Origin of the sequence: Streptomyces sp. NPDC006463 (assembly GCF_042870715.1) — a bacterium.
GTDB lineage: Bacteria > Actinomycetota > Actinomycetes > Streptomycetales > Streptomycetaceae > Streptomyces.
This window is the reverse complement of the sequence record NZ_JBIAHP010000011.1, coordinates 189,680-216,610: the sequence shown is the minus strand read 5'-3', so window position 1 is coordinate 216,610 and position 26,931 is coordinate 189,680. Positions and strand designations below refer to the sequence as shown.

General features: G+C 72.3%; 20 protein-coding genes. 6 read left to right on the top strand and 14 right to left on the bottom strand.

Going from position 1 to position 26,931, the window contains the following annotated elements; all coding sequences use genetic code 11:
• Nucleotides 1–51 precede the first annotated feature (51 nt).
• Both ACFYOB_RS21730 and ACFYOB_RS21725 read left to right on the top strand, forming a co-directional pair.
• Nucleotides 52–1,827 (top strand): CoA transferase, encoded by a 1,776-nt coding sequence (locus tag ACFYOB_RS21730; RefSeq protein ID WP_388561767.1) that lies wholly within the window; start codon nt 52–54, stop codon nt 1,825–1,827.
• Nucleotides 1,824–3,548: a class I adenylate-forming enzyme family protein gene (locus tag ACFYOB_RS21725; RefSeq protein ID WP_388561765.1), complete on the top strand. Its 1,725-nt coding sequence runs from the start codon at nt 1,824–1,826 to the stop codon at nt 3,546–3,548. The genes ACFYOB_RS21730 and ACFYOB_RS21725 overlap by 4 nt, the downstream gene beginning before the upstream one ends.
• A gap of 54 nt (nt 3,549–3,602) precedes the next feature.
• Here the strand turns inward: ACFYOB_RS21725 and ACFYOB_RS21720 are convergent, their stop codons facing one another.
• From ACFYOB_RS21720 to ACFYOB_RS21695, 6 genes are all read right to left on the bottom strand, one after another.
• Nucleotides 3,603–4,400 carry an ABC transporter substrate-binding protein gene (locus ACFYOB_RS21720; protein WP_388561763.1) on the bottom strand — a complete coding sequence of 266 codons (798 nt, stop codon included), beginning with the start codon at nt 4,398–4,400 and terminating at the stop codon, nt 3,603–3,605.
• A complete protein-coding gene (locus tag ACFYOB_RS21715) occupies nt 4,358–5,224 on the bottom strand; it encodes a metal ABC transporter permease (RefSeq protein ID WP_388561761.1) in 867 nt (288 codons plus the stop codon). The genes ACFYOB_RS21720 and ACFYOB_RS21715 overlap by 43 nt, the downstream gene beginning before the upstream one ends.
• Nucleotides 5,221–5,856, bottom strand: a complete 636-nt coding sequence (locus tag ACFYOB_RS21710) for an ATP-binding cassette domain-containing protein (protein WP_388561759.1) — start codon at nt 5,854–5,856, stop codon at nt 5,221–5,223. Before ACFYOB_RS21710 ends, ACFYOB_RS21715 begins: the two co-directional genes overlap by 4 nt.
• A 567-nt stretch (nt 5,857–6,423) precedes the next feature.
• Nucleotides 6,424–7,908 (bottom strand): caspase family protein, encoded by a 1,485-nt coding sequence (locus tag ACFYOB_RS21705; RefSeq protein ID WP_388561757.1) that lies wholly within the window; start codon nt 7,906–7,908, stop codon nt 6,424–6,426.
• Nucleotides 7,905–8,261: a hypothetical protein gene (locus ACFYOB_RS21700; protein ID WP_388561755.1), complete on the bottom strand. Its 357-nt coding sequence runs from the start codon at nt 8,259–8,261 to the stop codon at nt 7,905–7,907. Before ACFYOB_RS21700 ends, ACFYOB_RS21705 begins: the two co-directional genes overlap by 4 nt.
• A gap of 116 nt (nt 8,262–8,377) precedes the next feature.
• Nucleotides 8,378–9,187 (bottom strand): DeoR/GlpR family DNA-binding transcription regulator, encoded by an 810-nt coding sequence (locus tag ACFYOB_RS21695; RefSeq protein ID WP_388561753.1) that lies wholly within the window; start codon nt 9,185–9,187, stop codon nt 8,378–8,380.
• A gap of 137 nt (nt 9,188–9,324) precedes the next feature.
• Here ACFYOB_RS21695 and galT point away from each other — a divergent pair, with 137 nt between their 5' ends.
• Nucleotides 9,325–10,374 carry a galactose-1-phosphate uridylyltransferase gene (galT, locus tag ACFYOB_RS21690; RefSeq protein ID WP_388561751.1) on the top strand — a complete coding sequence of 350 codons (1,050 nt, stop codon included), beginning with the start codon at nt 9,325–9,327 and terminating at the stop codon, nt 10,372–10,374.
• On the top strand, nt 10,371–11,600 hold the full coding sequence (gene galK / locus ACFYOB_RS21685; RefSeq protein WP_388561749.1) for a galactokinase: 1,230 nt from the start codon (nt 10,371–10,373) through the stop codon (nt 11,598–11,600). Before galT ends, galK begins: the two co-directional genes overlap by 4 nt.
• Here the strand turns inward: galK and ACFYOB_RS21680 are convergent.
• Nucleotides 11,579–12,091: a hypothetical protein gene (locus ACFYOB_RS21680; protein ID WP_388561747.1), complete on the bottom strand. Its 513-nt coding sequence runs from the start codon at nt 12,089–12,091 to the stop codon at nt 11,579–11,581. The two genes, galK and ACFYOB_RS21680, sit on opposite strands and share 22 nt — an antisense overlap.
• Nucleotides 12,092–12,423: 332 nt before the next feature.
• Entirely contained in the window at nt 12,424–12,858 is a 435-nt protein-coding gene (locus tag ACFYOB_RS21675; protein ID WP_388561745.1) for a hypothetical protein, read from the bottom strand.
• Between the two features lie 437 nt (nt 12,859–13,295).
• On the opposite strand from ACFYOB_RS21675, the gene ACFYOB_RS21670 reads away from it, so the two are divergent.
• Nucleotides 13,296–14,315, top strand: a complete 1,020-nt coding sequence (locus ACFYOB_RS21670) for a serine/threonine-protein kinase (protein WP_388561743.1) — start codon at nt 13,296–13,298, stop codon at nt 14,313–14,315.
• A gap of 10 nt (nt 14,316–14,325) precedes the next feature.
• Here ACFYOB_RS21670 and ACFYOB_RS21665 read toward each other — a convergent pair whose 3' ends face one another.
• From ACFYOB_RS21665 to ACFYOB_RS21645, 5 genes are all read right to left on the bottom strand, one after another.
• Nucleotides 14,326–14,562, bottom strand: a complete 237-nt coding sequence (locus ACFYOB_RS21665) for a response regulator transcription factor (RefSeq protein ID WP_376681750.1) — start codon at nt 14,560–14,562, stop codon at nt 14,326–14,328.
• Between the two features lie 176 nt (nt 14,563–14,738).
• Nucleotides 14,739–17,177, bottom strand: coding sequence for a SpoIIE family protein phosphatase (locus tag ACFYOB_RS21660; RefSeq protein ID WP_388561741.1), 2,439 nt, complete (start codon nt 17,175–17,177; stop codon nt 14,739–14,741).
• Nucleotides 17,178–17,304: 127 nt separating this feature from the next.
• Nucleotides 17,305–17,997 (bottom strand): 4'-phosphopantetheinyl transferase family protein, encoded by a 693-nt coding sequence (locus tag ACFYOB_RS21655; RefSeq protein ID WP_388561739.1) that lies wholly within the window; start codon nt 17,995–17,997, stop codon nt 17,305–17,307.
• A gap of 11 nt (nt 17,998–18,008) precedes the next feature.
• Nucleotides 18,009–22,757 carry a type I polyketide synthase gene (locus ACFYOB_RS21650; RefSeq protein WP_388561737.1) on the bottom strand — a complete coding sequence of 1,583 codons (4,749 nt, stop codon included), beginning with the start codon at nt 22,755–22,757 and terminating at the stop codon, nt 18,009–18,011.
• A complete protein-coding gene (locus ACFYOB_RS21645; RefSeq protein ID WP_388561735.1) occupies nt 22,754–25,114 on the bottom strand; it encodes an MMPL family transporter in 2,361 nt (786 codons plus the stop codon). Before ACFYOB_RS21645 ends, ACFYOB_RS21650 begins: the two co-directional genes overlap by 4 nt.
• Before the next feature lie 372 nt (nt 25,115–25,486).
• Between ACFYOB_RS21645 and ACFYOB_RS21640 the strand changes: the two genes are divergently transcribed.
• Nucleotides 25,487–25,921: a hypothetical protein gene (locus ACFYOB_RS21640; RefSeq protein WP_388561733.1), complete on the top strand. Its 435-nt coding sequence runs from the start codon at nt 25,487–25,489 to the stop codon at nt 25,919–25,921.
• 119 nt (nt 25,922–26,040) lie between these two features.
• Here the strand turns inward: ACFYOB_RS21640 and ACFYOB_RS21635 are convergent, their stop codons facing one another.
• A complete protein-coding gene (locus ACFYOB_RS21635; protein ID WP_388561731.1) occupies nt 26,041–26,799 on the bottom strand; it encodes a hypothetical protein in 759 nt (252 codons plus the stop codon).
• Nucleotides 26,800–26,931: the final 132 nt, after the last annotated feature.

Genomic DNA, 26,931 nt, shown 5'->3' with positions numbered 1-26,931 from the left:
CGTTCCGTAAGACCCGGGCGACGGCCACCGCCGCGCCAGGAGAGGAGAGGCATGGCGTCACCAGCAACCACGCAGACGGTCCGGCCGCTCGACACACTGCGCTTCGACACCTCGGGGCCGCCGCAGATCACGAGCGTCGCCGCCGACCACCTGCGCATGCTCGGCGCGCGAACGGACCATCCCGGCGGGGGAGACGGCGCCGCCGGCATCACGCTCACCGGCGGGGACTTCGCGCCGGCTCACGCGCTCGCCACCTGGGCACGTCCCGCGAGCGGACTCGCCGACGAGGCCATGGTGCAGGCCGCCACCGGCATCATGGCCGTGCACGGCCGCAAGGACGGCGGCCCGCGCGGCCTGGCCGTCGACTTCGCCGCCACGGCCACCGCCGTCCTGGCGGTGCAGGGGCTGCTCGCGGGCCTGGTGGGCCAGGCCCGGGGCGGCGCGGCCGCCCAGGTGACCACCAGCGCGGACCGGGCCGGGCTGCTCACGGTGTCCCAGTACCTCGCCGCCGCCGGAGCCGACGAAGGGGAAGCCTGCGAACTCGGGCCGGGAGGACCGCCGTTCACCTCCGCCGAGGGCCTTCTCTTCGAGCTGGAGACCCTCGACCCCGGTGCCTGGGCCGCGTTCTGGCGGGCCTTGAAGGCACCCGCCGATGCGATGCGGGCGGGCTGGCGGCCCTTCCAGTTCCGCTACGCCACCGCCTGCGCCCCCTTCCCGCAGGCCCTGCACGCGGTGACGCGGGCCCACGGCTGGGCACGCATCCGCCAGGCCGCAGCCCTCTCCGGTGCGGAGGTGTGCGTCCTCGGCACCCTCGCGGAACGGGCCGCCGAGCACGACGGCGCCGCCCCCTGGTCCCTGGCCCCGCTCGGTTCCGGGCCCCTGATCAGCAGACCGGGCCCGTTGTCCCCCGCCCGGCCGCTGGCCGGGCTCACCGTGCTGGAGGCCGGCCGCCGCATCCAGGCACCGCTCGCCGCCCACCTGCTCGGACTGCTCGGCGCCGAAGTGATCCGGATCGAGCCGCCGGGTGGGGATCCGCTGCGCGGCATGCCCCCGGCCTGCTCCGGAACCTCGGCCCGCTGGCTCGCCCTCAACCGCGGCAAGCAGGCCGTCGAGATCGACATCAAGGCGGAGGCGGACCGGGACCGGCTGCGGGAGCTCGCGGCGACGGCCGATGTGTTCCTGCACAACTGGGCGCCGGGCAAGGCCGCCGAACTCGGCCTCGACGCCGACGACCTCGCACGGGTCAATCCGGCGCTCGTGTACGCGTACACCAGTGGCTGGGCCGGCCGGCTCCAGGACGCCCCGATGGGCACCGACTTCATGGTCCAGGCCCGCACCGGCGTCGGCGAAGCCGTCCGCCCCCAGGGCGAGCCCGCGGCCCCTTCACTGATGACCCTGCTCGACGTACTCGGCGGGCTGCACGGTGCCGAGGCCGTACTCGCCGGGCTCCTGCTGCGCGAGCGCACCGGCCGCGGCGTACGGGTGGACTCCTCCCTGCTCGGCGCCGCCGACACGCTGACCGCCCCCGCCCTGCGCCGGGCGGCCCGGGGCGAGAACCCCCGTGGCCCGGCCGGATTCCGGCGGCCGCTGCCGACGGCTGACGGCTGGATAGCCCCCGCCGACGTCTGCGCCCCCGCGGCCGCCGCGTACGACCTGCGCGCGCTGGCGACCGACGAAGCCCTGCGGCAGCTGCGCGACCACGGACTGACGGCGACCGCCGTCACCACCGACCTGTCCGATCTGCACCACGACCCGCGTTTCGCCGGCTCGATCAGCCGCGACGCGCACGGTGCCCCCGCAGTTCCCGACCCCTGGAGCTTCGCGTGACTGTCGCACTGCACGACCTGTTGCCCGCCGCACTGCGCCGGTCCTGGGCGGTCGACGGCACCTGCCCGGACCTCGATCTCTACAGCCTCTTCCGGGCCCGCCAGATCGCCGACCTGCACCGGACCGCCGTCCTCGATGCCAAGGGCGCACTTTGCTACACCGCTCTGGACCGCAAGGTGCGATGTCTGGCCGCCGGCCTCGAAGACCTCGGCATCGGCCCGGGCGACGTGGTCGGCGTACAGCTCCCCAACGACCGCAGCGCCGTCATCGCCGATCTGGCGCTGGCCGCCCTCGGGGCGATCGCGCTCCCGTTCCCCGTCGGCCGCGGTGCCCTGGAGGCCGAGTGCCTGCTGCGCCGGGCCGAGGCGGTCGCCGTCATCGCCGCGACCGAGCACCGTGGGTCCCGGCACGCGGCGCAGCTGGCGGCCCTCGCGGGAGCACTGCCGGCGCTCCGCCACGTCATTGCCGCGGGCCCTGGCACCGCACCTGAAGGAACGATTCCGTTGGCGAGGCTGATGCGCTGCGACCCCAGCGGTTTCGTTCCCGCCCGGCCGGACCCCGACAGCGCGGCACGGATCCTCGTCTCGTCCGGCTCGGAGGCCGAGCCCAAGATGATCGCGTACTCGCACAATGCGCTGGCCGGCGGGCGGGGGAACTTCCTCGCCTCCCTCATCCCCGACCGGATCCCGCCGCGCTGCCTCTTCCTCGTACCGCTGGCCTCCGCCTTCGGTTCCAACGGCACCGCCGTCACGCTAGCCCGGCACGGCGGGACCCTCGTCCTGCTCGACCACTTCAGCGCGCAGGCGGCGATCGAGGCGGTGCGCGAACACGAGCCGACCCACGTCCTGGGCGTTCCCACCATGGTCCGCATGATGCTCGAACGCCTCGACGAGACGGGCGAGAAGCTGCCCGCGCCCACCGCGCTGATCCTCGGCGGGGCTCCGCTCGACGAGACCACTGCCGTCGCCGCGGCGCAGGCGTTCGGCTGTCCGGTCGTGAACCTCTACGGTTCCGCCGACGGGGTCAACTGCCATACGGGGCTCGGCCACATGGTCCCGCCCACGGACGGCTCGGGCGTGGTCGCGGGCCACCCCGACCCCCGGGTCGCCACGATCCGCATCGCCGACCCCGACACCCACGAGCCGCTGCCCGACGGAGACATCGGGGAGATCATCTCGCGCGGCCCGATGACCCCGCTCTGCTACGTGGGCGCCCCCGACCTGGACGCCCGGTACCGGACGCCCGACGGCTGGGTCCGTACCGGCGACCTCGGCTATCTCGACGCGGACAGCGTCCTGCACGTCGTCGGCCGGCTCAAGGACATCGTCATCCGCGGCGGCGCCAACATCAGCCCCGCCGAGGTGGAGCGCGGGCTCACCGCGCACCCCCAGGTCCGGGACGTGGTCTGCGTCGGCGTCCCCGACCCGCTGATGGGGGAGCGGCTGGCGGCCTGCGTGGTGGCGCGCGGCGGGAGGCCCCCCACCCTCGCCTCGCTCGGCGACCACCTGACGGGGCGCGGGCTGGAGCGGCGCAAACACCCCGAGCGGCTCCTCGTACTCGAAGAGCTGCCGCTGACGGCGGCAGGCAAACCGGACCGGGCGGCGCTGCGCGAGCGCCTGGCGGAGCGCCTGATCGAGGTCCCGCCCGAGCGCCTGACCGGGAGTCTGCCGCAGCCTCGGAAGGGCGCGGGCGCCGCGACCCCGCTCGCACAGGCGGGATGACAGCGGGGCCCGGCGGCTCCGTGCCGCCGGGCCCCTTCCCGCCCTGCCGTCCGCTCAGGAGCCGGCCATGGCCTTCTTCAGCTCGGCCGCCGCGTTGCGGTAGACCGGCAGCAGGTCGAGGTCCTCACCCGGATAGTTGACGATCTTCACCTGCCTGGCGCCCGCATCGGGCAGGACCGTGCCGGTGGACATGTGCGCGTTGTCCAGTACGAGCGTCGGCTTCTTCGCGGAGAGCTCGGCGAGCTGCGCCGGGGTCACGGCCTCGGGCCCGTACGTGCCCACCACGGTGGCGCCCGACAGCTTCGCCGACCACGCGGTGAAGACCTGGGCCACCACGGAGGGGCTCTTGCCGCCGGGCCAGGCGGCCTGGAGTTCCTGGTTCAGCTTCGCGTACTCGGCGTCGAAGCCCGACTTCCACGTGGCGGCCGCGCTCTCGGTGCCGAACAGCTTGCCCAGTTTGTCAACCTCGGCGTTCACCTTGCCGGGGTCGTTGTCGAGGTTCACCTCGACCAGCTTCGCCTTGGAACCGGCCGCCTCCTTGATCTTCGCGGCGTACGGCTCGAAGGGCGCGTACAGCACGAAGTCGGCCTCGGCCACGGCGGCGAGGTCGGAGGGCTTCGGGTCGTAGTCCGGCGCGTGATGCACGGACTGCGGCACGATGACCTTGATGTCCTCGGCGCCGGCCGCCTTCGCGAGGGCGCCCTCCCAGGTGGTGGTGACGACCACGACCGGCTTCCCGTCGTGCTGGTGCTTGCCGTTCCCGGACGAGGCGTCACTCCCGCAGCCGGCGGTCAGGAAGAGCGCCGCGCTCAGTGCGAGGAGGGAAGGGATACGGACGCGGGTGCGCGCCATGAGCTGATTCTCCGTTCGGGTATGAGATGGACGGCGAGGACCACTGCCCCCGCCGTCAGGACGAGGACGGGACCCGGCGGCCAGTCCAGCCACAGGGCCAGGAGGAACCCCGTCAGGTTCACCGCGACACCGATGCAGACCGCCCACAGGGTGATCGACCTCAGCGAGCTGCCCAGGCGGCGCGCGGCGAGTGCGGGCAGCAGGGTCAGGGCGTCGACGAGCAGAGCGCCGGTGAGCTTGATCGCCCCGGCGACCGCGACGGCGACCAGTACCAGGAGCGCCGCGGTCAGTGCCCGTACCGGGACCCCGGAGCACTGCGCGAGCTCACGGTCGTACAGCAGCAGGGCGATCTCGCGCCGGCGCCACCAGAAGAGGGCGGGTACGACGACGGCCAGTACGCCCAGCACCACGAGGTCGGCGGCGCCCACCGACAGGATCGAACCCCACAACAGGGCGAAGGCGCCGGAGGCGTTGACCCCCGACACGGCCAGGACGAGCAGCGCGGCGGCGATGGCCAGGCTCATCAGCAGGCCCATCGCCCCCGACAGCCCGTCCGGAGTGCGGGCGAGCGGCGCCACGCCCACACCGGCCAGGGCGCAGGCCGCCAGCGCGCACAGCGTGGGGTCGAGTCCGGTGAGCAGGCCGACGGCGATGCCCAGCAGCGCGACGTGCATCATCGCGAACCGGACCGGCATGATGTCGAGCCCGACGATGACCACCCCGATGACCGGCAGGCCGATCGCGGCCAGCAGCAGGGCCAGGCCGGCCCGCTGGACGGACAGCAGGTGGAGGAGCGTGCCGAGATCGGCGGTGGCGAGGGTCACCGGACCTCCCGCAGCCGGCCCGCGGCCATCTCCAGTACGCGGTCGCAGCGTTCGGCCAGCGCGCGGTCGTGCGTCACCACGACGAGCGTCACCGGCAAGGAGGCCAGGACGTCCGCGGCCTCCGACTGGCCGTCGAAGTCGAGGGCGGCCGTGGGCTCGTCGGCCAGGAGCACCTGGGCGCCGCCGGCCACGCAGCCGATCGCCCGGGCCAGGTACATGCGCTGCAACTGCCCGCCGGAGAGGGTGTGCAGGGGCCGCCCGGTCAGCGGACCCACCCCCAGCCGGTCCGCGGCCTCGGCCGCCTCCGCCGGAGCGCCGCCGGCGGCCAGCAGTTCGGCGCCGAGGAGGGGGAAGCGGCCGGCGGCGGGCTTCTGCGGGATCCAGGCGCAGGCCCGGCGCCGCCACGCCCACTCGGCGGGCGAGCGGGTGTCCCGGCCGCCGACCAGGATCGAGCCCGTCACCTGGCGGTGCAGGCCGAGGACGGCACGCAGCAGCGTGGTCTTGCCCGAGCCGTTGGTCCCGGTCAGTGCCACGCGTTCCCCGGCTGCGATCTCCAGATCCACGTCGGCGACGGCCTCCACCCGGCCGTGCCGGCAGGCGACCTCCCGCATGCGCACATCCAGCCCGCCCATCACACGCCCCTCGATCGTCCGCCGCCGTGTGGGAAGACGACGCTCCGTCTCCCACGTGGCAGGAGTCGGATGCCGGGGGGCTGGGGTTCCCGCCGAGCGGAAACCGTTTCCGTACGGGACAGCCCTTAGGCAGGCGCGACGACGGCACGTCCCGTGTCCGGGCCCCTTCGGACCCGCCGACGTCCAGCCGCGCGCCCTCCACGTCCACGTTCGGCAGCAGGCGCTCCAGCCACCCGGGCAGCCACACGCCGCCGGCTCCCGAGCCGTACGGCAACGTCCCGCCCGCACCGCCGGTCAATGCCGGGCTGGTCCGGTCATGGCGGCCGCTCTGGAACCCGGCGACGGCGACCGTGACCGCGACCCGGTCTTCGGCAGGCGCGCGCCCCACCTGGTCTCCGATCTTCTGCGATCCAGTGCCGACGCGGAGGGCTGCTGCTGCGGCGCGACACCCTCACCCTCGCCGTCGAGCGGGGCGCCGCCGAACGCGTCGGGTTCGCCGGCGAGGGCACCTGCCCGGTCGGGCTGCCGGTCCGGTTCCGACGCCGCGCCCGGGCGCTGCCGCCCGCGCTAGCGCTCCATCAGGCACACGTGAGGCGTGAGCGGTCTCGCTTCGGGGTGGTGGTTCTCGACCAGGCACGGCATCCCGGTGGTACTGCTCACCGACAAGCGGGGTTTCTGCCGTGCCATCCCGGACTGGAGTTCCCGGTAGATGTCCAGGGCGTTCAGATGGGCAGGCGCGTCGGGCACTCCTTCACGCAGAACCCTGACCAGGGTCTGGGTGAAGCCGCTGTGCAGGAACGCGGCATGACGAGGCCCGCAGGAGGAGATGACGGTGCAGTCTTCGAGCCTCGAAGCGCCGATCATCACCGCCCCTGCGTAGGAGCAGTCGAGGAAGAGGACCACATGTGCCGCGGTGCGCCTGAGGGACCCGAGCAGGTCGGAGATGTAGACCTGCGACCAGGGCTCCGACGCTATCGAGTCCCTGGCCGGGAAGTAGAGATCGTCGGTCTCGCTCAACTCGCCGTGACCCGAAAGGTGGACGAGGAGGAGATCCTCCGCCTCCGCTGCCGCCCTCACGACGGTCCGCATGATCTCGTCGCGGCCGGCGTTCTGCAGGGCGTACCGGTGCTCCTCCGCGAAACCCGCTCCTGACGGGTGTGCCAGGGCCTGGTCGAGTTCGGCGATGTAGCTGTCGTCCAGATCGTGAAAATCGGCGTCGTCGAAACGGAACGACTCCACGACGACGGCCCGGGACCGGGACATGTCCAGTCTCCGCGGATGGTCCGGAGAGCCGGTCCCCGATCCGTGCGCGACGTTCCTGACGATCACTGTCCGGTTGGCGCTGTGCGTGTTGTACTGCTCGGGCAGCGGCCAGTTGCTGCGGCGCATGCGCTGCCGGGTCTCCTGGTAGAGGGACTCCATGGAAAGTCCCGCGCCGGCTCCGGGAATCCCCTCGCAGATCACCTCCAGCAACGCCCCGGTGAAGGCCGTGTACCGGGCGCCGATCGGCGCCTTGGCCTTCTTCGTGCCGGAAGTCGCCGTGAGGACGTAGACCCCCTCCGCCTTCAACTGGTCCGAGATCTCCGAAGCCTCGTCGCCCATGAGGTCCTTCGCGCCGCGGCCGCTGAAGCAGCAGTCCAGAACGATGATCTTGACGGGCGCCGGAGCCGATTTGACGACATCGGCGACGTACGAGAACGGGAGGGTCGTCCAGGCCCTCCCCGGATCGCTGTCACGGAACGTCAGGTGCAGTTCGGACTGGCTTCCCACGAGCACGCCGTGGCCGGAGTAGTAGAAGAGGAGGACGTCCTCGGCGCCCTTCGCCGACTTCTCCAGGGTGGCCATTGCCTCGGCGGGCCGGGCGTCGGCGCCCACCACGTCCACACGGTCCGCGGGAAAACCGACCATCGTGCGATCCGAGAGGATCGACCGGAGGCGGTCGATGTTGTTCGCAGCGGCGGGCAGGTCCGGGAGCCTGTCGTGCTCGAACGAATCGATCCCTACGAGTACGGCGCCCGACTGCGACAGGTCCGGGAAGTCGTTCGGTATCACTTCTCCTGGATCTCCCGGAGGATCGACTCGGCGACCGCCTCGGGGTCGTCCACGTCGGCGCTGTCGATCTCCACCTCGGTGTCCCCTTGCCGCACTCGAATGCGCGTGCGTCGGCCACGGGACTCCAGCCAGACGCCCACGGCGGTCACGACCGCGACGAGCACCCCGTCCGGCTCAAGCAGGACCTGTACGGCGTCCGCCAAGGGGCCCATCTCGTCGGGCCGTTGCTCGGACTCCAGCACGGTGACGGTGGCCTTGGCCTCGCGTACGTCCGCGTCCCGGGCCAGCCAGTCGGCCAGGCTCCGGATGTCCGCCCCCGTCGGATCGGATTCCACCCGAACCTCGAACTCCATGACCGCTCCTCCCCGTTCGTTTCCGCACGTAGGCGCGACGGTACCGCCGCCGGAGCGAGGAGGCGGCCGGTTTTCCCGAAACCCGGTCCTCTTCTTTGATCTTGGAGGGCGGAGGCTCAGTGCTGCTCGCCCGCGACGAGGAGCTCGCCCACCGTGTCCGCGAGGACGGCGCGGGCCGCGGCGGGCATCGCGGCGTCGGTGACGAACCAGTCGGCCTGGTCCAGCGCCGCGAAACCGCTCAGCCCGACCACCCCCCACTTGCTGTGGTCGACCACCACGGCGACCCGCCGTGCCGAGGCGACCAGTGCCCGGTTGGTCTGTGCCTCCATGAGATTGGGGGTGGTCAGCCCGGCCTCCTCCGTCACCCCGTGCGCGCCGAGGACGAGCAGATCCACGTGGAGGGAACCGATCGCCAGGTCGGCGAGCGGACCGACCAGCGCGGCCGAGGGGGTGGGGGAGCCGCCGGTGAGCAGCAGGGCCGGCGCACCGGCCGCCGGATCCCGGCCGGCCTCCCGCACCAGCTCCGCCACCGGAAGGGAGTTGGTGACGATCGTGAGCCGCGGGACGCCGAGGAGCCGGGCGGCGACCGCGTGCGCGGTCGTGCCGCCCGAGACCGCGACCACGCTCCCCGGTTCCACCAGGGCCGCGGCCGTCTCCGCGATGGCGGCCTTGGCGGCGCCCTCCAGGTCGGCCTTGGCGTCGAATCCCGGCTCGTGGCCACTGGCCCCGGCCGCGGCGACGGCCCCGCCGTAGACCTTCTCCACGGCGCCGCGCCGGGCGAGGGCATCCAGGTCCCGGCGGATCGTCATGTCCGAGACGCCGAGCTGCCCGACCAGGTCCGCCACGCGTACCGCGCCGTCGCGGCGGACCGCGTCCAGGATGAGGGCACGTCGCTGGTGGGCCAGCTGAGCAGCCTGCTCGGCCACGGTCACTCCCGCGGTATCGGCGAATCCGGTCAGAAGGCAGCAAGATAGCACAGCGATGTTGTTGAAGTATGGGGGATTATGCGACAGCGCTGGATGCTTACTGGTGATTGATGTTGAGGTCTGTTTATTCTTACCGGGTGAAGAAAACACTCGCGAAACTCGCGGACGGTCGCGAACTGATCTACTTCGACACCGACGAGAGCGCCGTGCGCGAGGCGCCCGACCTGCGCCCCCTGGACCGCGTGCAGAGCCGCCCGGAACTGCGGCGGGACGAGGCGACCGGCGACTGGATCACGATCGCCTCCCACCGGCAGGGCCGCACCTACCACCCGCCGGCCGGTGAATGCCCGCTCTGCCCCTCCCGGGACGGCAGGCTCGGCGAGATCCCCGCCGCCGACTACGAGGTCGCCGTCTTCGAGAACCGCTTCCCCTCCCTCGCGGGCGCGGCCGGCCGCTGCGAGGTCGTGTGCTTCACCCCGGACCACGAGGCCCGCTTCGCCGACCTCACCCCGGCCGCCGCACGCCTGGTCCTGGACGCGTGGACCGACCGCACCGCGGAACTCTCCGCCCTCCCGGGCGTCGAGCAGGTGTACTGCTTCGAGAACCGGGGCGTCGAGATCGGGGTGACGCTCCCTCACCCGCACGGCCAGATCTACGCCTTCCCCTTCACCACGCCGCGCACGGTCAAGATGACCGCAGCCGCGGCCGCCCACCGCGCCGCCACCGGCCGCAACCTCTTCGAGGACCTGCTGGCGGGCGCCCGCGCCGCCACCGAGCGCGTGGTGACGGCCGGGGAGCACTGGACGGCCTTCGTGCCGTACGCCGCACGCTGGCCTTACGAGGTGCACCTCTACCCGCACCGCCGAGTTCCCGACCTGACCCGCCTCACCGAGGCCGAGCGGGCCGAGTTCCCCGGCATCTACCTGGACCTGCTGCGCCGCTTCGACCGGCTCTTCCCCGTCCCCGGGCAGCCGGAGGGCACGGCTCCCACGCCGTACGTCTCCGCCTGGCACCAGGCTCCGCGCACCGGGGGTGCTGACCTGGCCCTGCACCTGGAGCTGTTCACCATCCGCCGGACCGCCGACAAGCTGAAGTTCCTCGCCGGGACGGAGTCCGGGACGGAAGCCTTCATCAACGACGTGGCCCCCGAAGCGGCCGCGCAGCGACTTCGGGAGGCCCTGTCGTGAACCGTACGGACCAGTCGGACCAGTGGGACCAGTCGGACGACGACAGCCGTGCCGACCGGGTGGCGGACGCCTTCCGAGAGCTCTTCGGCGACACTCCGGACGGGATCTGGGCGGCGCCGGGCCGGGTCAACCTGATCGGCGAACACACCGACTACAACGACGGGTTCGCCCTCCCGATGGCCCTCCCCCAGAGCACCCTGCTCGCCGCCCGCGGCCGTACGGACGGCCGGCTGCGGCTGCACAGCGCTCAAGGTGACGGCCGGACCACGGAACTGGCGGTGGCCGCGCTGGCCCCCGGCACCGTGACCGGCTGGGCAGGCTACCCGGCCGGCGTGGTCTGGGCGCTCGCCGAGGCGGGACACCCGGTCGGGGGCGCGGACCTCCACTTCGACAGCACGGTGCCCACCGGGGCCGGACTGTCCTCCTCCGCCGCGCTGGAGTGCGCTGTCGCCGTCGCGTACGACGAGTTGTACGGGCTGGGCCTGTCCGGGCCCGAACTGGCCCGGATCGCCCAGCGCGCGGAGAACGCCTTCGTCGGGGTCCCCTGCGGAATCATGGACCAGATGGCCTCCGTCTGCTGCACCGCAGGGGCGGCCCTCCACCTCGACGCCCGGAGCCCGGAGAGCCGCCAGCACGTGCCCTTCGACCTGCGGGGCCAAGGGCTGCGGCTGCTGGTGATCGACACCAGGGTCAGCCACGACCTCGGCGACGGGGCGTACGCCGCCCTGCGGGCGGGCTGCGAACGCGCGGCCGCACTGCTCGGCCTGCCGGCCCTGCGCGACTTGTCCGCAGAGGAACTCCCGCGGGCCCTGGACGCCCTGCCGACGGAGCTCGTCCCCCTGGTGCGCCACGTGGTGACCGAGAACGCCCGGGTCGCCGAAGCGGTCTCCCGGCTGCGGGAGGGCAACGCGGCGGCGCTCGGCCCGATCCTCGTCCGAGGCCACGCCTCGCTCCGTGACGACTACCGCGTCTCCTGCCCGGAGACCGATCTCGCCGTGACCGCCGCGGTCGACGCCGGGGCGCTCGGCGCCCGGATGACGGGCGGCGGCTTCGGAGGCTCCGTCATCGCCCTGGTGCGGGCCGGCGAGGAGAGCGCGGTGGGCGGCTGCGTCACGGCCGCCTTCGCCGCCGCCGGCCACCGTACCCCGCGCGTCCTCGCCGCCACCCCCGCCGCGGGCGCCAGGCGCCTCAAGTCCGAAAGCCGTCAGCAGCCGCCGCAGTTGTAGTAGAGGACGTCCCAGTGGCTGCCTTCGTCGGCGTAGACGTTCCCCGAGCCGGACCGCCACATCGGCGCACCGTCGCCGCGTACGCCGATGTAGGTGAAGGTGTTCTTGATGTAGCTGGTGACGCACGTGCCCTTCGCGAAGTCGAGCTTGTACCCGTTCCAGTGCGAGTACGTGCCGCTCGCGTGTCCGGTCTCGGTCCCGCCGGTGATGTTGAGGGCGCACCCGGTGGCCCGCTTGAGGGTCTGGGCTCCTTGCGCGGTGGCGAGGTTGAGCTGCTCGAAGGACGTGCAGGTCGGGTTGTTCCGGTCGGAGCAGTTGCCGGACGACGACCATGTGATGCCGACCTGACGGAACATCGAGGTCGCGGTCGCATGGCTGATCTTGGTGACGGCGGCATGGGCGCCGGTCGTGGCGACCAGTGCCCCGAAGCCGGGTGCGAAGAGCGCGCCGAGGACGAGGACGAGAGAGGTGAGGACGGAACGGGTCTTCACTGGAGGCCTCCTGCGGGGTGACCGTCGGCTCGGTGGACCGGGATGGGACGGTGCAGGTGGTGCGTCGAGCGGATCGAGCACAGCGATGGTGCCCGACATCTACGCGGGAGGACCAGAGGGCCTCCGTCCGTCGTCGAGGACGCTCGTGTGACCCTCGGTCGACGACGAGCAGACGGGCACCCTCCTGGGTGCTCGACCGGTGCGGCTCCACGTCGTCCCCGACCTGGTGAGCAGCCGGACGCCGGAGAGGCTGTGGGCCTCTCCGGCGTCTGCTGTGTGGTGCGGCGGCTCACCGGGACGGAATCCCGGCGGCCGCGGGGCTGTCAGCGCGCTCACTTACCGAGCTTCGCCTTCAGGTCCTGCTTGATCTGGTTCTTGATGACCTGCTTGTTGACCTTGCTCACGGTGCCGCCGGTGCCCGTGCCGTCACCGCCCGTGGACGTGGCGTCGCCCAGGTTGGTGGCGTCGGCGCTGGCGTTGCCGCCCTGGGCCTTACCAGTGGTGATTTCGCACTTGCCCTTGCACTCGCCGACACCGGAGTTCGCGGCGCCGCCGGTGGCCTCACCACCGACCGTGGTGTTCTCGGCGTTGGAGTCGCCGCCGGTACCGACGCCGTCGGCGCTGTCGCTGGGGGCGAGGGTGACGGCCTGCTGCGGGGCGGCGGCCGGGGCGGCCATCGCGGTTGCCGGAAGGGCGATACCGCCACCCACCAGCGCCAGGGAAGCTCCGGCCAGAACGACACGACGGGTCGAGAAAAGCTCGAACATGGGAATTCTCCATTCGGTGTAAAAGAAGGGTTCTGTACCGCCCCGGGGAAACGGGCCGGGATAATATTTCGACCTCATTTCCTCCGGGGATTCCCCGGTGAGGGCGTACTTCAAATAAACCCTGCCGAGGGAAGTGCGTCACGCCACTTGAAAACGTGACTTGACGCCGAAAATCAATCTTGGTAAAAGCGGGGTGCCGTCGTACCGGATGGCGTGCTGAACGGGCACTCGGGTGGATCCTGGATAGACTTTCAGAGAAGGAAAGGCGGCCTGTCGCGTCGACCGCGTCCGAGTCGGCGCCATCGCGTCGAGCGGTTCCCCGTGCGGGGCCGGCCGCGGACCATCGAGGACGGGGTCGGCATGATCGGCAACCTTCGCCCAAGGGCACGGCAGCGGCGCCGAGGTGCCGCCGGGCCGGCCGGGTGAGGGGGTGCCTGATGGGCACGGCATCGAACCTGAGCGCGTACACGGGCCGGGCCTCCGGCCTGATCGGGCAGCAGATCGCCGGCTACCGCGTCGAGCGGCTGCTGGGCCGTGGTGGCATGGCCGTCGTCTACTGCGCGAAGGACCTGCGCCTGGACCGTACGGTCGCGCTGAAGCTGATCGCCCCCGAGCGCGCCCGCGACGACACCTTCCGACGCCGCTTCACCCACGAATCGCGGGTGGCCGCGTCGATCGACCACCCGCACATCGTGCCGATCTTCGAAGCGGGCGAGATCGAAGGCGTCCTGTACATCGCGATGCGCTACGTCCCCGGTCCGGACCTGCGGGTCCTGCTGGACCGGGAGGGCCCGCTCCCCGTTCCGACCGCCCTGCGCATCGCCGCCCAGGTGGCATCCGCACTCGACGCGGCCCATGAGCACGATCTGGTGCACCGGGACGTCAAGCCCGGCAACATCCTGGTCGCCGCGGGAACCGACAGCGAGCACCCCGAGCACGTCTATCTCACGGACTTCGGACTGACGAAGAAGTCGCTGTCGCTGACCGGGTTCACCACCGCGGGGGAATTCGTCGGCACGCTCGACTACATGGCGCCGGAGCAGATCTCCGGCAGGCCGGTGGACGGCAGGTGCGATCTCTACAGCCTCGCCTGCGTCGTGTACGAAACACTCGCCGGCGGGCCGCCCTTCGAGCGCGACGGGGACGCCGCGGCGCTGCTGTGGGCCCACCAGTACGACCCGCCGCCTCCCCTGACCGAGAAGCGGCCGGAGATCGAACCCGCCGCGGCCGAGGTCCTGGCGAAGGCGCTGGCGAAGGTCCCCGAGGACCGGTACGGCTCCTGCCTGGAATTCGTGGCGGCCCTGCGCGCCGCCACCGCGAGCGGCGTCGGCGCGCAGGTCGATCAGCCGGCCCGGGTGGTTCCCCGGTCTCCCGGGACATCGGGGACCCTCGTACCGCCGCCGGATCCTCCCGCCTGGGCCATGCCGGTCTTCCGCGGCCCGTCCGGCGGGTCTTAGGACACTCCGCTCACAGGCCCAGGGAGACGGCCAGCCGGGTCAGTTCGGCCGTGTTGTTGATGCCCAGCTTGGCCCGGATGCGGCGGAGGTAGGCGTCGACCGTGTGCTTGGAGAGCCCCATCTGGCGGGCCGTCTGCAGGTAGGTGCACCCGGCGGCGATGTGTCGCAGTGCCTCCTGCTCGCGCGGGGCGAGTGCGGGGGCGGGCGCAGGGGCTTCGGTGTGCGGCGCGGCGAGTGCGAGGCTCATGAGATCTCCTCCGACGGATCGGATCGGTCATCACTGCTCGCACCCTTGAAAGCAGGGGGGCTTGTACCTAAATGCCGGTTTTGCCCTTGTTGAAAAGCTTGGCCGCAGGACTTCATGACCGTGTCCGCCGACTGTCACAGGCGTGTCACAGGGACCGTCCTCCTGCAACCGGAGCCTCAGTAGCCGACGAGGGACTGCTCGGCCCAGATGGTCTTGCCGATGGGGGCGTGCCGGGTGCCCCAGCGCTGGGCGAGCTGGGCGACCAGCAGCAGCCCCCGCCCTCCCTCGTCGAAGATCCGCGCCCGCCGCATGTGCGGGGCGGAATTGCTCGCGTCGGAGACTTCGCAGATCAGGGTGCTGTTCTCGTGGATCAGCCGCAGCTGGATGGGCGGCTGGCCGTACCGGATGGCATTGGTGACCAGTTCGCTGACCAGGAGCTCGGTGACGAACGAGGCCTCTTCGAGCCCCCACGCCGTCAGCTGGTCGCTCGCGTGCCGACGGGCTTGGGCGACGACGGAGGGGTCGGAGGACAGGTCCAGGACGACGACCCGGTCGGCATGGAGGGCCCGCGTCCGGGCGACGAGCAGGGCGACGTCGTCATCGGGAGGATGGCTCAGCAGAGCTGTCAGCACGCGGTCGCAGACCGTCTCCAGCGTGGAGGCGGGCTGGCTGAGGGCTACGAACATGCTGTCCAGGGCGTCGTCGATGTCGTGGTCGCGGGGTTGAAGCAGACCATCGGTGTACAGGGTGAGGACGCTGCCCTCGGGAAGCTCGACATCGACGGTCTCGAAGGGCAGGCCCCCCAGGCCCAGGGGCGGGCCGGCCGGGACGTCGAGGAGGTAGACGGAACCTTCCGGGGAGACCACTGCGGGCGGGGGGTGGCCGGCCCGGGCGACGGTGCAGTGGCGGGTGACCGGGTCGTAGACCACGTACAGGCAGGTGGTGCCGATGCCCAGGGCGGCGGCTTCCCCGGCGGCCTCCTGGTCGGCGGCCTCGTCGGCGGACAGCCGGATGACGAGGTCGTCGAGGTGGGTGAGCAGCTCGTCGGGCGGCAGGTCGACGTCGGCCAGGGTACGGACCGCGGTGCGCAGCCGCCCCATGGTGGCGGCGGCACGGATGCCGTGGCCGACGACGTCGCCGACGACCAGGGCCACCCGCGCGCCGGACAGCGGGATCACGTCGAACCAGTCGCCGCCCACGCCGGCCTGGCCACCGGCGGGCAGGTAGCGGGAGGCGATCTCGAGTGCCGCGTGATCGGGCAGCGCCTGCGGGAGCAGGCTGCGCTGCAGCGTCATCGTGTTGGTGTGCTCCCGGTTGTACCGGTGCGCGGTGTGCATGCCGCCGGCTGCTCTGTCGGTGATCTCCTCGGCCAGCCGCAGGTCCTCCGGCTGGAAGGGCTCCGGGCGCCGGTGACGGCCGAAGACGGCCAGGCCGAGCGTGATGCCCCCGGCACGCAGCGGCACCACGGCCATCGAGTGGGTCCCGGTCTCACTGATCCAGGCTGCCCCGGGGTCCTCGGACAGCCATCGGGCGACGGCAGCGTCGGCCGTCCCGTACACGGCGCCACGGCCTGCGGCCAGACACTCGGCGGGAGGCGACAGCGGCGGATAGACAACCGTCGCTCCGACCTGCACCAGGGACTCCGCGCCTCCCTCGAGGACCGGCCGCACAGCGGTACGGCGCACGGTCACCGGCCCGGTCACCGGACCGGGGGACGGCTCGTCGCCGCGCGGGGGAGGTTCCAGCAGGTCCACGACCGCGAAGTCGGCGAGCCGGGGGACGGCGGCCTCCGCCAGCTCCTGCGCGGTGCGGGCGACGTCCAGGGTGGTGCCGATGGCGCCGACGGCGTTCGGAAGGAGCATCTGCTGCCGGTCGACCTCGATCCCGGTCCTGTCGTGCGCGGCCAGGCACACGGCGCGCACCCGGCCGTCCGGGTCCCGAAGAGGGGCCAGCGACGTCGTCCAGCTGCGCTCCGCGCTCGCACCCGTGGGGCGGACGAAGGCGTCCACGGACTGGGGCTCACCGGTCTCCAGCACCAGGCGCATCTTCCGCTCGGTCTCGTCGCTCGTGGGATCCGGCGCGATCTCCGGCAGGCGCAGCCCGCGCATCCCGGCCTCGGTGAGGGCCAGCGTGCGTTCCATGCCGGCATTCGCCCGCACCAGCCGCAGGTCCTCGTCGAAGACCGCCAGGAAGCAGGGGGACTGGGTGAACGCCCACTCGTTCAGCGGATCCCCCCAGGACGTGTGCGACTCCCCACCCGTCACGGCGGACACCACGAACCACTTGGTGCTCCCGCCGGCGGAGGTCCAGCGGTGCGCGAGCAGTCCCAGTTCCAGCCGCCGTCCGTCCCGGTGCCGCAGCGCCACGGTCCCGCTCCACCGTTCCTGCTCGGCCGGGATCCGACGCGCCGTATCGCCGACGTCATCGGCGAGCAGCTGGGCGGCGGACAGCCCCACGACCTCGGAGGATACGTAGCCGAGTAGTCGAAGGGCTCCCTCGCTCCACTCGGTCACGATGCCCTGCTCACTGATGGTGGCCGTGGCCGTGTACGCCGACTCATGGGAGGCGCTCGACTGCGCCGGCCCCTCACCAGGAGAGGTGGGAAGTCGCTCCATCGCCGCTCATCTCGCCCTCGCTAGTTCCTTGCCCGCTGTCCCACGGGACCTGTACGGCCAGGGGCTCCACTGACAAGCATCATCCGGCGGGGCAAGGAGCACCAACGCAGTCCGGTCATGGGGGCGCTCAGCCGTCCGGACCCGAGAAGGGGGCCGCCGGGAGGCCCGGTGGCGTGGCCGGATGCGCCAGGACAAGGGCGACGACCGCGTCCCCCGCCCGCCACACCATCGCGCGGCGTCGGCCACTGAGCGCGGGCGGTCGGAGGCCGAGGATCACGATGCGGCGCGGAGCGGCGCCGAAGATGCCGCTCCGGTCGGCCTTGACCGCGGCTTCCTTCAGGGCCCAGGCGCCGGCCATGGCCTCGGGCCGGTCCGTGCCGACGAGGGAGAGTTCCTCGGGGGAGAGGACGCGGTCCGCGACGCGGCGTACCACGGCGGCCGAGCCGGTCTCGCACAGGTCCACACCGGCCGGTTCCGGTGCGAGGGCCGCGGCGACATGGCGGGCGGTGTGGCTGACGGAGACGTGCAGGGCGGGCATCGGGCTGCCGCCGACGACGACGTACGGGCTGCCGTCGTCACGCGGAAGGACCTCCACTTCGTTCCCCGGCGCCCCGACGACCTCGCCGACCAGGCGCTTGGCGAGCAGACGGCCGGCCAGCCACTCGGCCTGCCGCCAGGCCGGCAGCGCGTGGACCACGCGCTGCTCGGCCCGCGAGAGGGGCGGAGCCCCATGGAGTTCCGAGCGCCGGGCCACGATGAGGCCGGCCCCGCCCCATCGGTGGATCCGACCCGGCGCGATCGACCGGAATACGGTGGGCATGGCGGCGGGGGTCAGGCGACAGCGGCCGTGGCCGGGTGCCGCAGCTCGTGCTCCAGCGCGGTCACGGCCTGACGGATCTGGTCGGGCGTGTGCTCGCAGGTGATGAAGAAGCGCAGCCGGGCCATCTCCTCGGGTACCGCCGGATAGAGGATCGGGTTGACGCTGATGCCCCGCTGGAACAGGGCCCGTGCCAGTCGAACGGTCCGCAGCGAGTCCCCGACGATGCACGGGACGATCGGCGTGTCGTGACTGTCGCCGATGTCCACGCCCGCGTCCCGCGCGAGGCGGACGAACAGCGCGGCGTTCTCCGAGAGACGGGCCGCGCGCTGCGGCTCGGCCCGCAGCAGTCGCAGGGCGGCCAGCGATGCCGCGGTGTCGGCCGGGGTCATGCCGGCGCTGTAGACGAAGCCCGGAACGGTGTAGCGCAGGTACTCGACGACCGAGCGCATCCCGGCGACGTAGCCACCGCAGCTCGCCAGCGCCTTGGACAGGGTGCCCGACCACAGGTCGACGGCTGACCGGTCGACGCCGAAGTACTCGCCGATCCCGCGCCCCGTCGCGCCGATCGTTCCGATGCTGTGCGCCTCGTCGATCATCAGCAGCGCGCCGTGCCGGCGCTTGACCTGTACGAGAGCGGGCAGATCGGCGATGTCGCCGTCCATGCTGTACACGCCTTCGATGACGACGAGCACGCGCCGGTACTGGTGGCGGACCTGCCCGAGGATGGCGTCGAGGGCGGCCGCGTCGTTGTGGGGGAACGGCCGCCGGGTCGCGCCGGAGAGCTTGCAGCCTTGCAGGATGCTGTCGTGGGCGAGGGAGTCGTGGATGACGAGGTCCCCCGCTCCGACGAGGTGCCCGATCACGGTGACGTTGGTGGCGTGCCCGTTGGCCAGAGTGATCGCGTCTTCGCATCCGAGCAGGCCGGCGAGTTCCGTCTCCAGTTCCAGGTGGAGCGGACGGCTACCGGACAGCAGCCGGCTGGCGGACACCGAGGTGCCGCAGCGTTCGATCGCCTCCTTGGCCGCGTCGCTCACCTGGGGGTGCGTGGCCATGCCCAGGTAGTTGTAGCTGGAGAAGGAGAGCAGCTCCCGGCCGTCGACGACCGTCGTGTCCGTCATGCCGCGCTCGTGGACGAGGAAGTACGGATTGGGCAGCCCCGTCCGGGCGAGCGCGGCGATGCGCTCGTCGTGGGCGGTGACCTCCGGGAAGCGGTCAATCCGCGTGTGCTCTTCGGGGAGCGGGGCGGTGGCGGAGGCTTCGGGCGCGGGCCGGTCCGTGGGCGGCCCGGCGGGCGGTGGGACGGCGGGCAGGTCGGCGGGCGGCGCCGGCGGGGCTTCGTCGCCGTGGACGGCGCGCTGTCCGGGGACCGCCGCCGGTGTCGTGTCCGCGTAGTCGTTCGCGATCATCGCGGCGATGCTCCCGACGGTCGGCCGGTCGGCGGCCCTGTCGTCGAACGTCCACCGCGGCCACTGCCGCGTGAGGGAGGTGAACAGGTCGGTCAGCATCAGTGAGTCGAAACCGAGATCGTCGATCAGCAGTTGGTCGTCGCGCAGATGACTCACGGGGAACGCGCTGATCCGGGCCACATGCGCGAGCACCGTGTCGGTGACCTCGTCGGTGACCTGGTCCGTGACCTCGCCCGTGACCCGGTCCGTGAGCTCGTCCGTGACCTCGTCGATGCCCCCGGTCGGCGAAGGTTCCTCGGCGGCCGGGGCCGGGGCCGGGGGAGCGGGCGGGCCGGCGGGGACAGCGGGGACAGCGGGGACAGCGGGGGCGGGAGGCTGTGCCGTGAGCGCCTTGCCGAGTTGGGTGAGCAGGCTGACCTGCTGCTGGACCAGCTGGAGCAGTTCGCTCATGGCGTCGTTCACCGGAGCGTCCGTCCGGTCGTACGTCGGGTTGTTCATCGGGGTCTCCTGATGCGGTGCGGGCTGGGGCGGGAGGGCGGCGGCGGGGGCGGCCTGCCTTGCGGGGCGCCCGGTCCGTACCCAGTAGGACTGGGCGTCGAGCCTCGCCACCGGCAGGTCGATCAGACGTCGGTCTTCCTCGGGAACCAGAGCGCGCGCGTCGACCGGGGCGCCCAGGACCGCGAGCCGTGCGAGGGCGCGGACGAAACCGTGTCCGCCGTCCGGCTCCACCCCCGCGACGGGGACGACGTGAACGTCGTCGTGACCGGTGAGGTTGCGGCGGACCGAGGTGAGGAGCGAGTTGCCGCCGGTCACCTGGAGGAAGACGCGGGCCCCCTCGTCGTAGGCGGTACGGACGGCACCGTCGAAGTGGACCGGCGCGGACGTGTGACGGGCCCACAGCAGGCGGAGCCGGTCGGGGTCGGTGCAGACCGCCGCGTCCACCGACGAGACGAACGGCAGGGCGGGGCTGGCGACGGGGTGGACGGCGAGGTCCGCGCGCATGGCCTCGTCGGCGGAGACCAGACGCGGCGAGTGGAAGGCGATCGACGCCTCCAGTGGCACCGTCACGATCCCCGCCTCGGCGCAGACCTGCCGCATGGCGGCGAGTCCTCCGGGCGTGCCGCTGACCACCACCTGCCGCGGCTGGTTGAAGCAGGCGAGCCACACGTCGTCGATGCCGTTGCTGAGCCGGCGGCAGGTCTCCTTGTCGCTCTGCACGGCGAGCATCCCGCCCCGCAGGCCGGGCTCGGCCCGTCGGAGGGCCGCGCCCCGGCGGACCAGCAGCCGGACGGTGTCCTCGGCGGTGAGCGCTCCGGCCGCCGCGGCCGCGGCGAACTCTCCCAGGCTGTGACCCAGGGTGAGGTCGGGAGTGACGCCGCAGTCGGCGAGGAGACGGGTGGCGGCCAGCTGGACGGTACCGAGCAGCGGCTGGCACACATCGGTGGCGGCGAGCCGCCGCCTGAGTTCCTCGGTGTCGCCACGGGTCGTCGCGGCCTCGCCGTACAGCAGATCGGTGAGGTCGAAGCCGGCCTCCCGCCGGGCCACGGCGCCCAGGGCGTCGACGGTTGCCCGGAAGCCGGCGAACCTCTCGTACAGGTCCCGCATCATGCCCGGCCGCTGACTGCCCTGACCGGGGAAGACGAAAGCGATGCGGCGCCGCGCGGCCGGCAGCGGGGCGTCGGCGGCGAAGGCGCCGTCACCGAGATCGCCCCTGGCGCCTTCGGCGAGCTGCCGGCGGGCCTGGCGCAGCCGCTGCACGAACTCGTCGGTGCCGGCGGCCACGATCGCGAGCCGGGTCGTCAACGGCACACGCGAGCCCAGCGTATGGGCCAGTGCCTCGATCGGCGGGCGGGGCGTGACGTCCACGGTGTCGAGTACGTCGCCTATGTACCGGTCCAGCAGCTCGGGGTTGCCGGCGGAGAGCAGGACGAGCTGAGGCCCGGCGCCTTCGGCGCGTACCGGGCTGTCGGCGGGAGCCGGGGCGGCGGGCCGCTCCTCCAGAACCACGTGGACGTTCGTGCCGCCGAACCCGAACGAGCTGACGGCGGCACGCCGCGGGGTGCCCCAGTCGGGCCAGGGCCGCGCGGTGTCGGCGAAGCGCAGGCCCGCGGCGGAGATGCCCAGGTCCGAATGAGGGGTCGTGTCCGGCTGCGGCACGATCGTGTCGTGGTGGACGACCAGGGCCGTCTTGATCAGGCCCGCGATGCCCGCCGCGGACAGGGAGTGCCCGATGAGGGCCTTGCCGGCGCCGAGGTAGCACAGGGACGGGTCGTCGTCGGGGTACTCGGTGCGCAGCCGGCGCAGCGCCTCCACCTCGGCGCGGTCGCCGACGGCGGTGCCGGTGCCGTGGGCCTCCAGGAAGGCCACGGAAGAAGGGGCGACACCGGCGTCGTCGTAGGCGCGGCGCATGGCGCGCAGCTGGCCTTCGGGAGTGGGGGCAAGCGGTCCGGGAGACGCGCCGTCGTTGGTCGAGCCGATGCCCTTGATCACCGCGTAGATGCGGTCGCCGTCGGTGAGCGCGTCGGCGAGCGGCCGTATGACGACGGCACCGGCGCCCTCGCCGAGGACGAAGCCGTCGGCCCCTTCGTCGAACGGACGGCACACCCCGGTGGCGGACAGCGCGCGGAGCCTGGAGAAGCCGACCAGGCTGTCGGGGGTGAGGTTGAGGTACACGCCGCCCACGACGGCGATCCGGCAGGTGCCTTGGCGCAACTGTGCGATCGCCTGGTCGAGGGCGACCAGTGAGCCGGAACAGGCGGCGTCGACCGCGAAGCTGGGGCCGCCGAGGTCGAACTGGCGGCTGACGGCACCGGACGCCATGTTGAGAAGGCTCCCGGGCAGGCTGAAGGCATGGAGGGTGCCGAACCGCTGCGCCTGCTCCTTGGCGGCGTCCAGGCCGCCGGGGTGGTCTGCGGCGTGCGACTCCTCGGCCAGGCTTATGGCCCGGAGGGGGACCGCCATGAGCTCCTTGTAGTCGGACACCGAAATCCCGAGGAAGACCCCGGTGTTCTCCCGGTCGAAGTCGCCGCGGCCCAGCCCCGCGTCGTCGAGGGCCTCGCGGGCGACGTCGAGCATCAGCCGGTGCTGCGGGTCCATGGCCTGGGCACGAGAGGGCGGAACCCCGTAGTGCACGGCGTCGAAGCGGTCCACGTCGTCCAGGAAGGCGACCTGATCGGTGTAGGAGGCATGGGGGGCCGAAGTGTTGCCGGGTTCGTGGAAGGGCTCGTGGTTCCAGCGTGCCGCCGGAACGGAGGAGAACTGCCGTTCTCCGCTCAGCAGGAGGTTCCAGTAGGCGCGGATGTCGGGGGCGCCGGGGAAGCGGCAGCCGAGTCCGGTGATGGCGATGTCGGTCATGATGATTCTTCCTTGGTCGTGATGCCCTGGACGGGAAGCAGCCGGGGCGCGGGGACGGGGACGGGGCAGGCGCCCTGGTGGTCAGCGGCGCGCGGGGTCGGGGGATGGAAATAGGTGGGGAGGGAGGGGTGCTTCCGGGGGGCTCCCCGGACGGAGTCCGGGGGGACGGCCGGGGGAGGGCGGGTCGCCGGGCGCGGCGCCTTGAGCCTCGGCAATCGCGGCGCCCACCAGTTCAGGCCACCCGCCAGGCGCATGAGCGCCGGTACGAGGACGCCCCGTACGAGCGTGGCGTCGAGGAGGACTCCGAGGCCTGCGCCGATCCCGAAGAACTGCAGGAGGGAGACCTGGGAGGTGCCGAAGCTCAGCAGGGTGAACGCGAGCAGGGCGCCGGCGGTCGTGACGATGCCGCCCGTGTGGGCGAGGCCCGAGACGATCGAGCGGGCGTTGTCCTGCCCGGCGTCGTGCGCTTCCTTGATCCGCGCGAGGACGAACACCTCGTAGTCCACCGAGAGCCCGAAGACGATGCAGAACAGCAGCACCGGCATCGTCGTACTGAGCGGTCCGGGCGTGAAATCGAGCAGGTGGTGCAGATGGCCCATCTGGAAGATCCACACCATGGCGCCGAGGACGGCCGCGAGGCCCAGGGCGTTCAGCGCGATCGCCTTCAGCGGCAGGAGCAGGCTGCGCGTGAAGCCGAACAGCAGCACGAACGTGGTGACGGTGATCAGGGTGAGCGCCAGCGGGATCCGGTCTGCCACCGTGTCCTTGGCGTCCACCAGTACCGCGCTCTGTCCGCCGACGAGGGCGTCGGTGCCCGCCGGGGCGGGAGTCGTCCGGATGTCGTGCACGAGCTGCTGGGCCGCGCGCGACCGGGGGTCGGCCAGCGGCACCACGGAGAGCGGGGCCTGGCCGGTGCCGGCGGGCCCGGCCGTGTCTCCGCCGCCGCCGGAGAGCACAGCCTTCTCGCCGTGCCGGAAGCTGCTGCCGGGCCCCACGACCTGGGCGACCTGCGGGAGCGCGGACAGCCGACGGGCGTAGTCCTCCTGCGCCGACGCGGACGCCGTACCCGTGGTGACGACCGTGAGCGCGCTGGAACCCTTCATCTCGAACGCGTCGCGCACCAGGTCGCCGGTCTGACGGCTGGACGAGCTCACCGGCAGCGCCCGGTCGTCGGGGGTGGCGAAACCGGCGTGCGCGAACGGCGCGGCGAGCACCAGCAGCAGGCCGATCACGGGCAGCGCCGCGATCAGCGGGCGGCGTACGACGATCCGCGCGAGCCCTTCCCACAGGCGCGACCGCGAGCCGGCGTGGGCCCGGCGGCGCCACGGCACGGGCCAGGCGTTCACCCGCTTGCCGAGGAGCGTGAGCAGGGCCGGCAGTACGGTCACGGCGCTCACCGCCGCGATCGCCACGACGGCGATGCCCGCGTAGGCGAAGGAGCGTAGGAAATATGGCGGGAAGACGAGCAGCGTCGCGAGCGCGGCGCAGACCGTCGCGGCACTGAAGGCGATCGTGTGGCCCGCGCTGCGAACGGTCCGGATGGCGGCGTTGCGCGGCCTGCATCCCTTGGCGAGCTCCTCACGGAACCGCGAGACGATCAGCAGACCGTAGTCGATGCCCAGCCCCAGGCCGAGGGCCGTCGTGAGGTTCAGCGCGAACACGGACACATCGGTGACGGCGCCGAGAACGCTCAGGACCAGCAGCGTACCGGCGACGGCCAGAACCCCGATCAGCAGGGGCAGCGCGGCGGCCACCACGCTGCCGAACACCAGGACCAGCAGGATCAGGGTTCCCGGCAGGACGACGGCCTCGGCCCGCTTCAGGTCTGACTCAGAGATGTCCTGGAGCTCGGCGTCGACGAGCGCCGTCCCTCCCACACGCACGGTCAGGTCCGTCGTGGAAGCCGTCGGGGCGGTCAGCTCCTTGCTCAGCTGCTTGACGCGCGTTCCGAGCTGCTCGCCCTCACCGTCCACGTGTGCGACCAGCATGGCCGCACGGCCGTCCCGGCTGCGCAGTTCCGCGGCGTCGGCGGTCCAGTACGAGGTCACGGCGCTCACGTGGGGCTCGGCGGCGAGGCGTCTGGTCAGGCCCTCGCCCGCATCCCGGGCCGCCGGGCCGTCGACGGAACCGCTGCGGGCCTGTGCGACGACGACCAGGTTGGGGGACGCTCCCAAGTGCTCGGCCGCCACGCGGGCGGCACGGCTGGACTCGGACCGCGGATCGTCGTATCCCTGCGTCTTCAGACGGCCGGTCGCGTCCGCACCGAACACGGCGGACAGCAGGAGGAAGGCGAGCGCGGCGAGTAGCACGAGGCGGGGACGGCCGGTGACGAAGCGTCCCCGTGGACGACGGGACATTCAGGGTCTCCGATGCGGATGGCGTATCGCTCCTGCTCTTGCGCAGGAAGGTCGATTGCCACCGTGGCCCCGAGGGGGGACGTAGCCCCAGTCCCGGCTACTCGTCACTTGACAGGAGCCGATGAGGCCGGCTCGGGGTGCAGGCAGGGGTGAATCGGCCTCCGCCGGTCGAATTGGCCCAGCTTTTACCAAGATTGATCTCAGGCGTCAAGTCACGTGTTGAAGTGGCGTGACGCACGTCTCCCGGCGGGGTTTATTTGAAGTGCGCCCTCACCGGGGAATCCCCGGAGGAAACGAGGTCGAAATATCATCCCGGCCCGTTTTCCCGGGGCGGTACAGAACCCTTCTTTTTACACCGAATGGAGAATTCCCATGTTCGAGCGTTTCTCGACCCGTCGTGTCGTTCTGGCCGGAGCTTCCCTGGCGCTGCTGGGTGGCGGTATCGCCCTGCCGGCGACCGCGATGGCCGCCCCGGCCGCCGTCCCGCAGCAGGCCGTAGCCCTCGCCCACGGCGACAGCGCCGACGGCATCGGTACCGGCGGTAACTCCAACGCGGAGAACACCACGGTCGGTGGTACGGCCACCGGTGGCGCCGCGAACTCGGGTGTCGGCGAGTGCGGGGGCAGGTGCGAAATCACCACCGGTAAGGCCCAGGGCGGCAACGCCAGCGCCGATGCCACCAACCTTGGCGACGCCACGTCCGTGGGCGGTGACGGCACCGGCACGGGCGGCACCGTGCGCAAGGTCGACACGCAGGACATCAAGAACCAGATCCTGCAGAACCTCAAGGTCAAGCTTGCCAATTGAGGGCACTGGCAGCCCCGCAGCCCCGGGAGCGCGTCCCGGCCGGCTCGTCCCCGCACGGCAGACGCCGGAGAGGCCCACGGCCCCTCCGGCGTCCGTCGCGTACGTGAGGTGATCCAGGATCAGGAGCCCGCGGCCGTCGACTCACCGCTCACGGCGATGGCGTCGCCGGTGTTGGTGGCGTCGGCGCTGGCACTGCCGCTCGTCGCGTCACCCGTGGTGATCGTGCACCGGCCGATGCAGGTGCCGACGCCGCCGGAGGTGGCGGAGCCGCTGGTGGCGGTTCCTCCGACGGTGGTGTTCTCGGCGTTGGCGTCGCCGCTGACGGCGCCGCCGCTGCCCCCACCCTTGGCGCCTCGGGCGCGCGCGCCTTGTCCGGCCGAGGTCACGGAGGCGGAGCGGCCACCGCTCACCACGTCACCGCTCAGAACCTCACCGCTCCAGGTGGTGTTGACGCTGTCGTGACACAGGCCGCTGCACGCGTTGGAGGCGCCGTCGCCCACTGAGGTGTTGGTGCTGGTGCCGCAGAGGCCCGTGCACTCGTTGAACGCCCTGGCCCCCACAGTGGTGTTGGTGCTGCCGCCACACAGGCCTTCGCACGCGCCGGAGGCGCCGTCGCCCACCGCGGTGTTGGTGCTGTCGTGGCACAGGCCCTTGCACACGCCGGAGGCGCCGTCGCCCGTGCCGGTGTTGGAGGTGCCGTGGCAGAGGCCCTCGCACACGCCGGGGGCGCCGTACGCTGCGGCGCTGTTGATGCTGCCGTAGCCGTACTGCGGGGCCGCCGGTGCGGCCATCGCGGTCGCCGGCAGCGCCATGCCGCCGGCCAGTGCCACGGATGCCGCGGCCAGCACGATACGACGGGTCCAGGAACGCTCGTTCATCGGAATTCTCCGGGATTGGTGTGTGAGGTCTCCGCCTGTGGCAAAGCGGGCGGCTATTCGAGGCCCGACGTTATCGTGCGGATCATGTCGCGAGCAGGATCCGGCGAAGTGCGGCGTGTTCACGGGCCCTTC

What these genes read in the sequence shown, in the direction of transcription:
- ACFYOB_RS21730 (WP_388561767.1), top strand. Translation starts at nt 52, where the DNA reads ATGGCGTCACCAGCAACCACGCAGACGGTCCGGCCGCTCGACACACTG.
- ACFYOB_RS21710 (WP_388561759.1), bottom strand. Translation starts at nt 5,856, where the DNA reads ATGGGCGGGCTGGATGTGCGCATGCGGGAGGTCGCCTGCCGGCACGGC.
- ACFYOB_RS21665 (WP_376681750.1), bottom strand. Translation starts at nt 14,562, where the DNA reads ATGAGCCTCGCACTCGCCGCGCCGCACACCGAAGCCCCTGCGCCCGCC.
- ACFYOB_RS21650 (WP_388561737.1), bottom strand. Translation starts at nt 22,757, where the DNA reads ATGACCGACATCGCCATCACCGGACTCGGCTGCCGCTTCCCCGGCGCC.
- ACFYOB_RS21675 (WP_388561745.1), bottom strand. Translation starts at nt 12,858, where the DNA reads ATGTTCGAGCTTTTCTCGACCCGTCGTGTCGTTCTGGCCGGAGCTTCC.
- ACFYOB_RS21720 (WP_388561763.1), bottom strand. Translation starts at nt 4,400, where the DNA reads ATGGCGCGCACCCGCGTCCGTATCCCTTCCCTCCTCGCACTGAGCGCG.
- ACFYOB_RS21640 (WP_388561733.1), top strand. Translation starts at nt 25,487, where the DNA reads ATGTTCGAGCGTTTCTCGACCCGTCGTGTCGTTCTGGCCGGAGCTTCC.
- ACFYOB_RS21645 (WP_388561735.1), bottom strand. Translation starts at nt 25,114, where the DNA reads ATGTCCCGTCGTCCACGGGGACGCTTCGTCACCGGCCGTCCCCGCCTC.
- ACFYOB_RS21700 (WP_388561755.1), bottom strand. Translation starts at nt 8,261, where the DNA reads ATGGAGTTCGAGGTTCGGGTGGAATCCGATCCGACGGGGGCGGACATC.
- ACFYOB_RS21660 (WP_388561741.1), bottom strand. Translation starts at nt 17,177, where the DNA reads ATGGAGCGACTTCCCACCTCTCCTGGTGAGGGGCCGGCGCAGTCGAGC.
- ACFYOB_RS21635 (WP_388561731.1), bottom strand. Translation starts at nt 26,799, where the DNA reads ATGAACGAGCGTTCCTGGACCCGTCGTATCGTGCTGGCCGCGGCATCC.
- ACFYOB_RS21670 (WP_388561743.1), top strand. Translation starts at nt 13,296, where the DNA reads ATGGGCACGGCATCGAACCTGAGCGCGTACACGGGCCGGGCCTCCGGC.
- ACFYOB_RS21655 (WP_388561739.1), bottom strand. Translation starts at nt 17,997, where the DNA reads ATGCCCACCGTATTCCGGTCGATCGCGCCGGGTCGGATCCACCGATGG.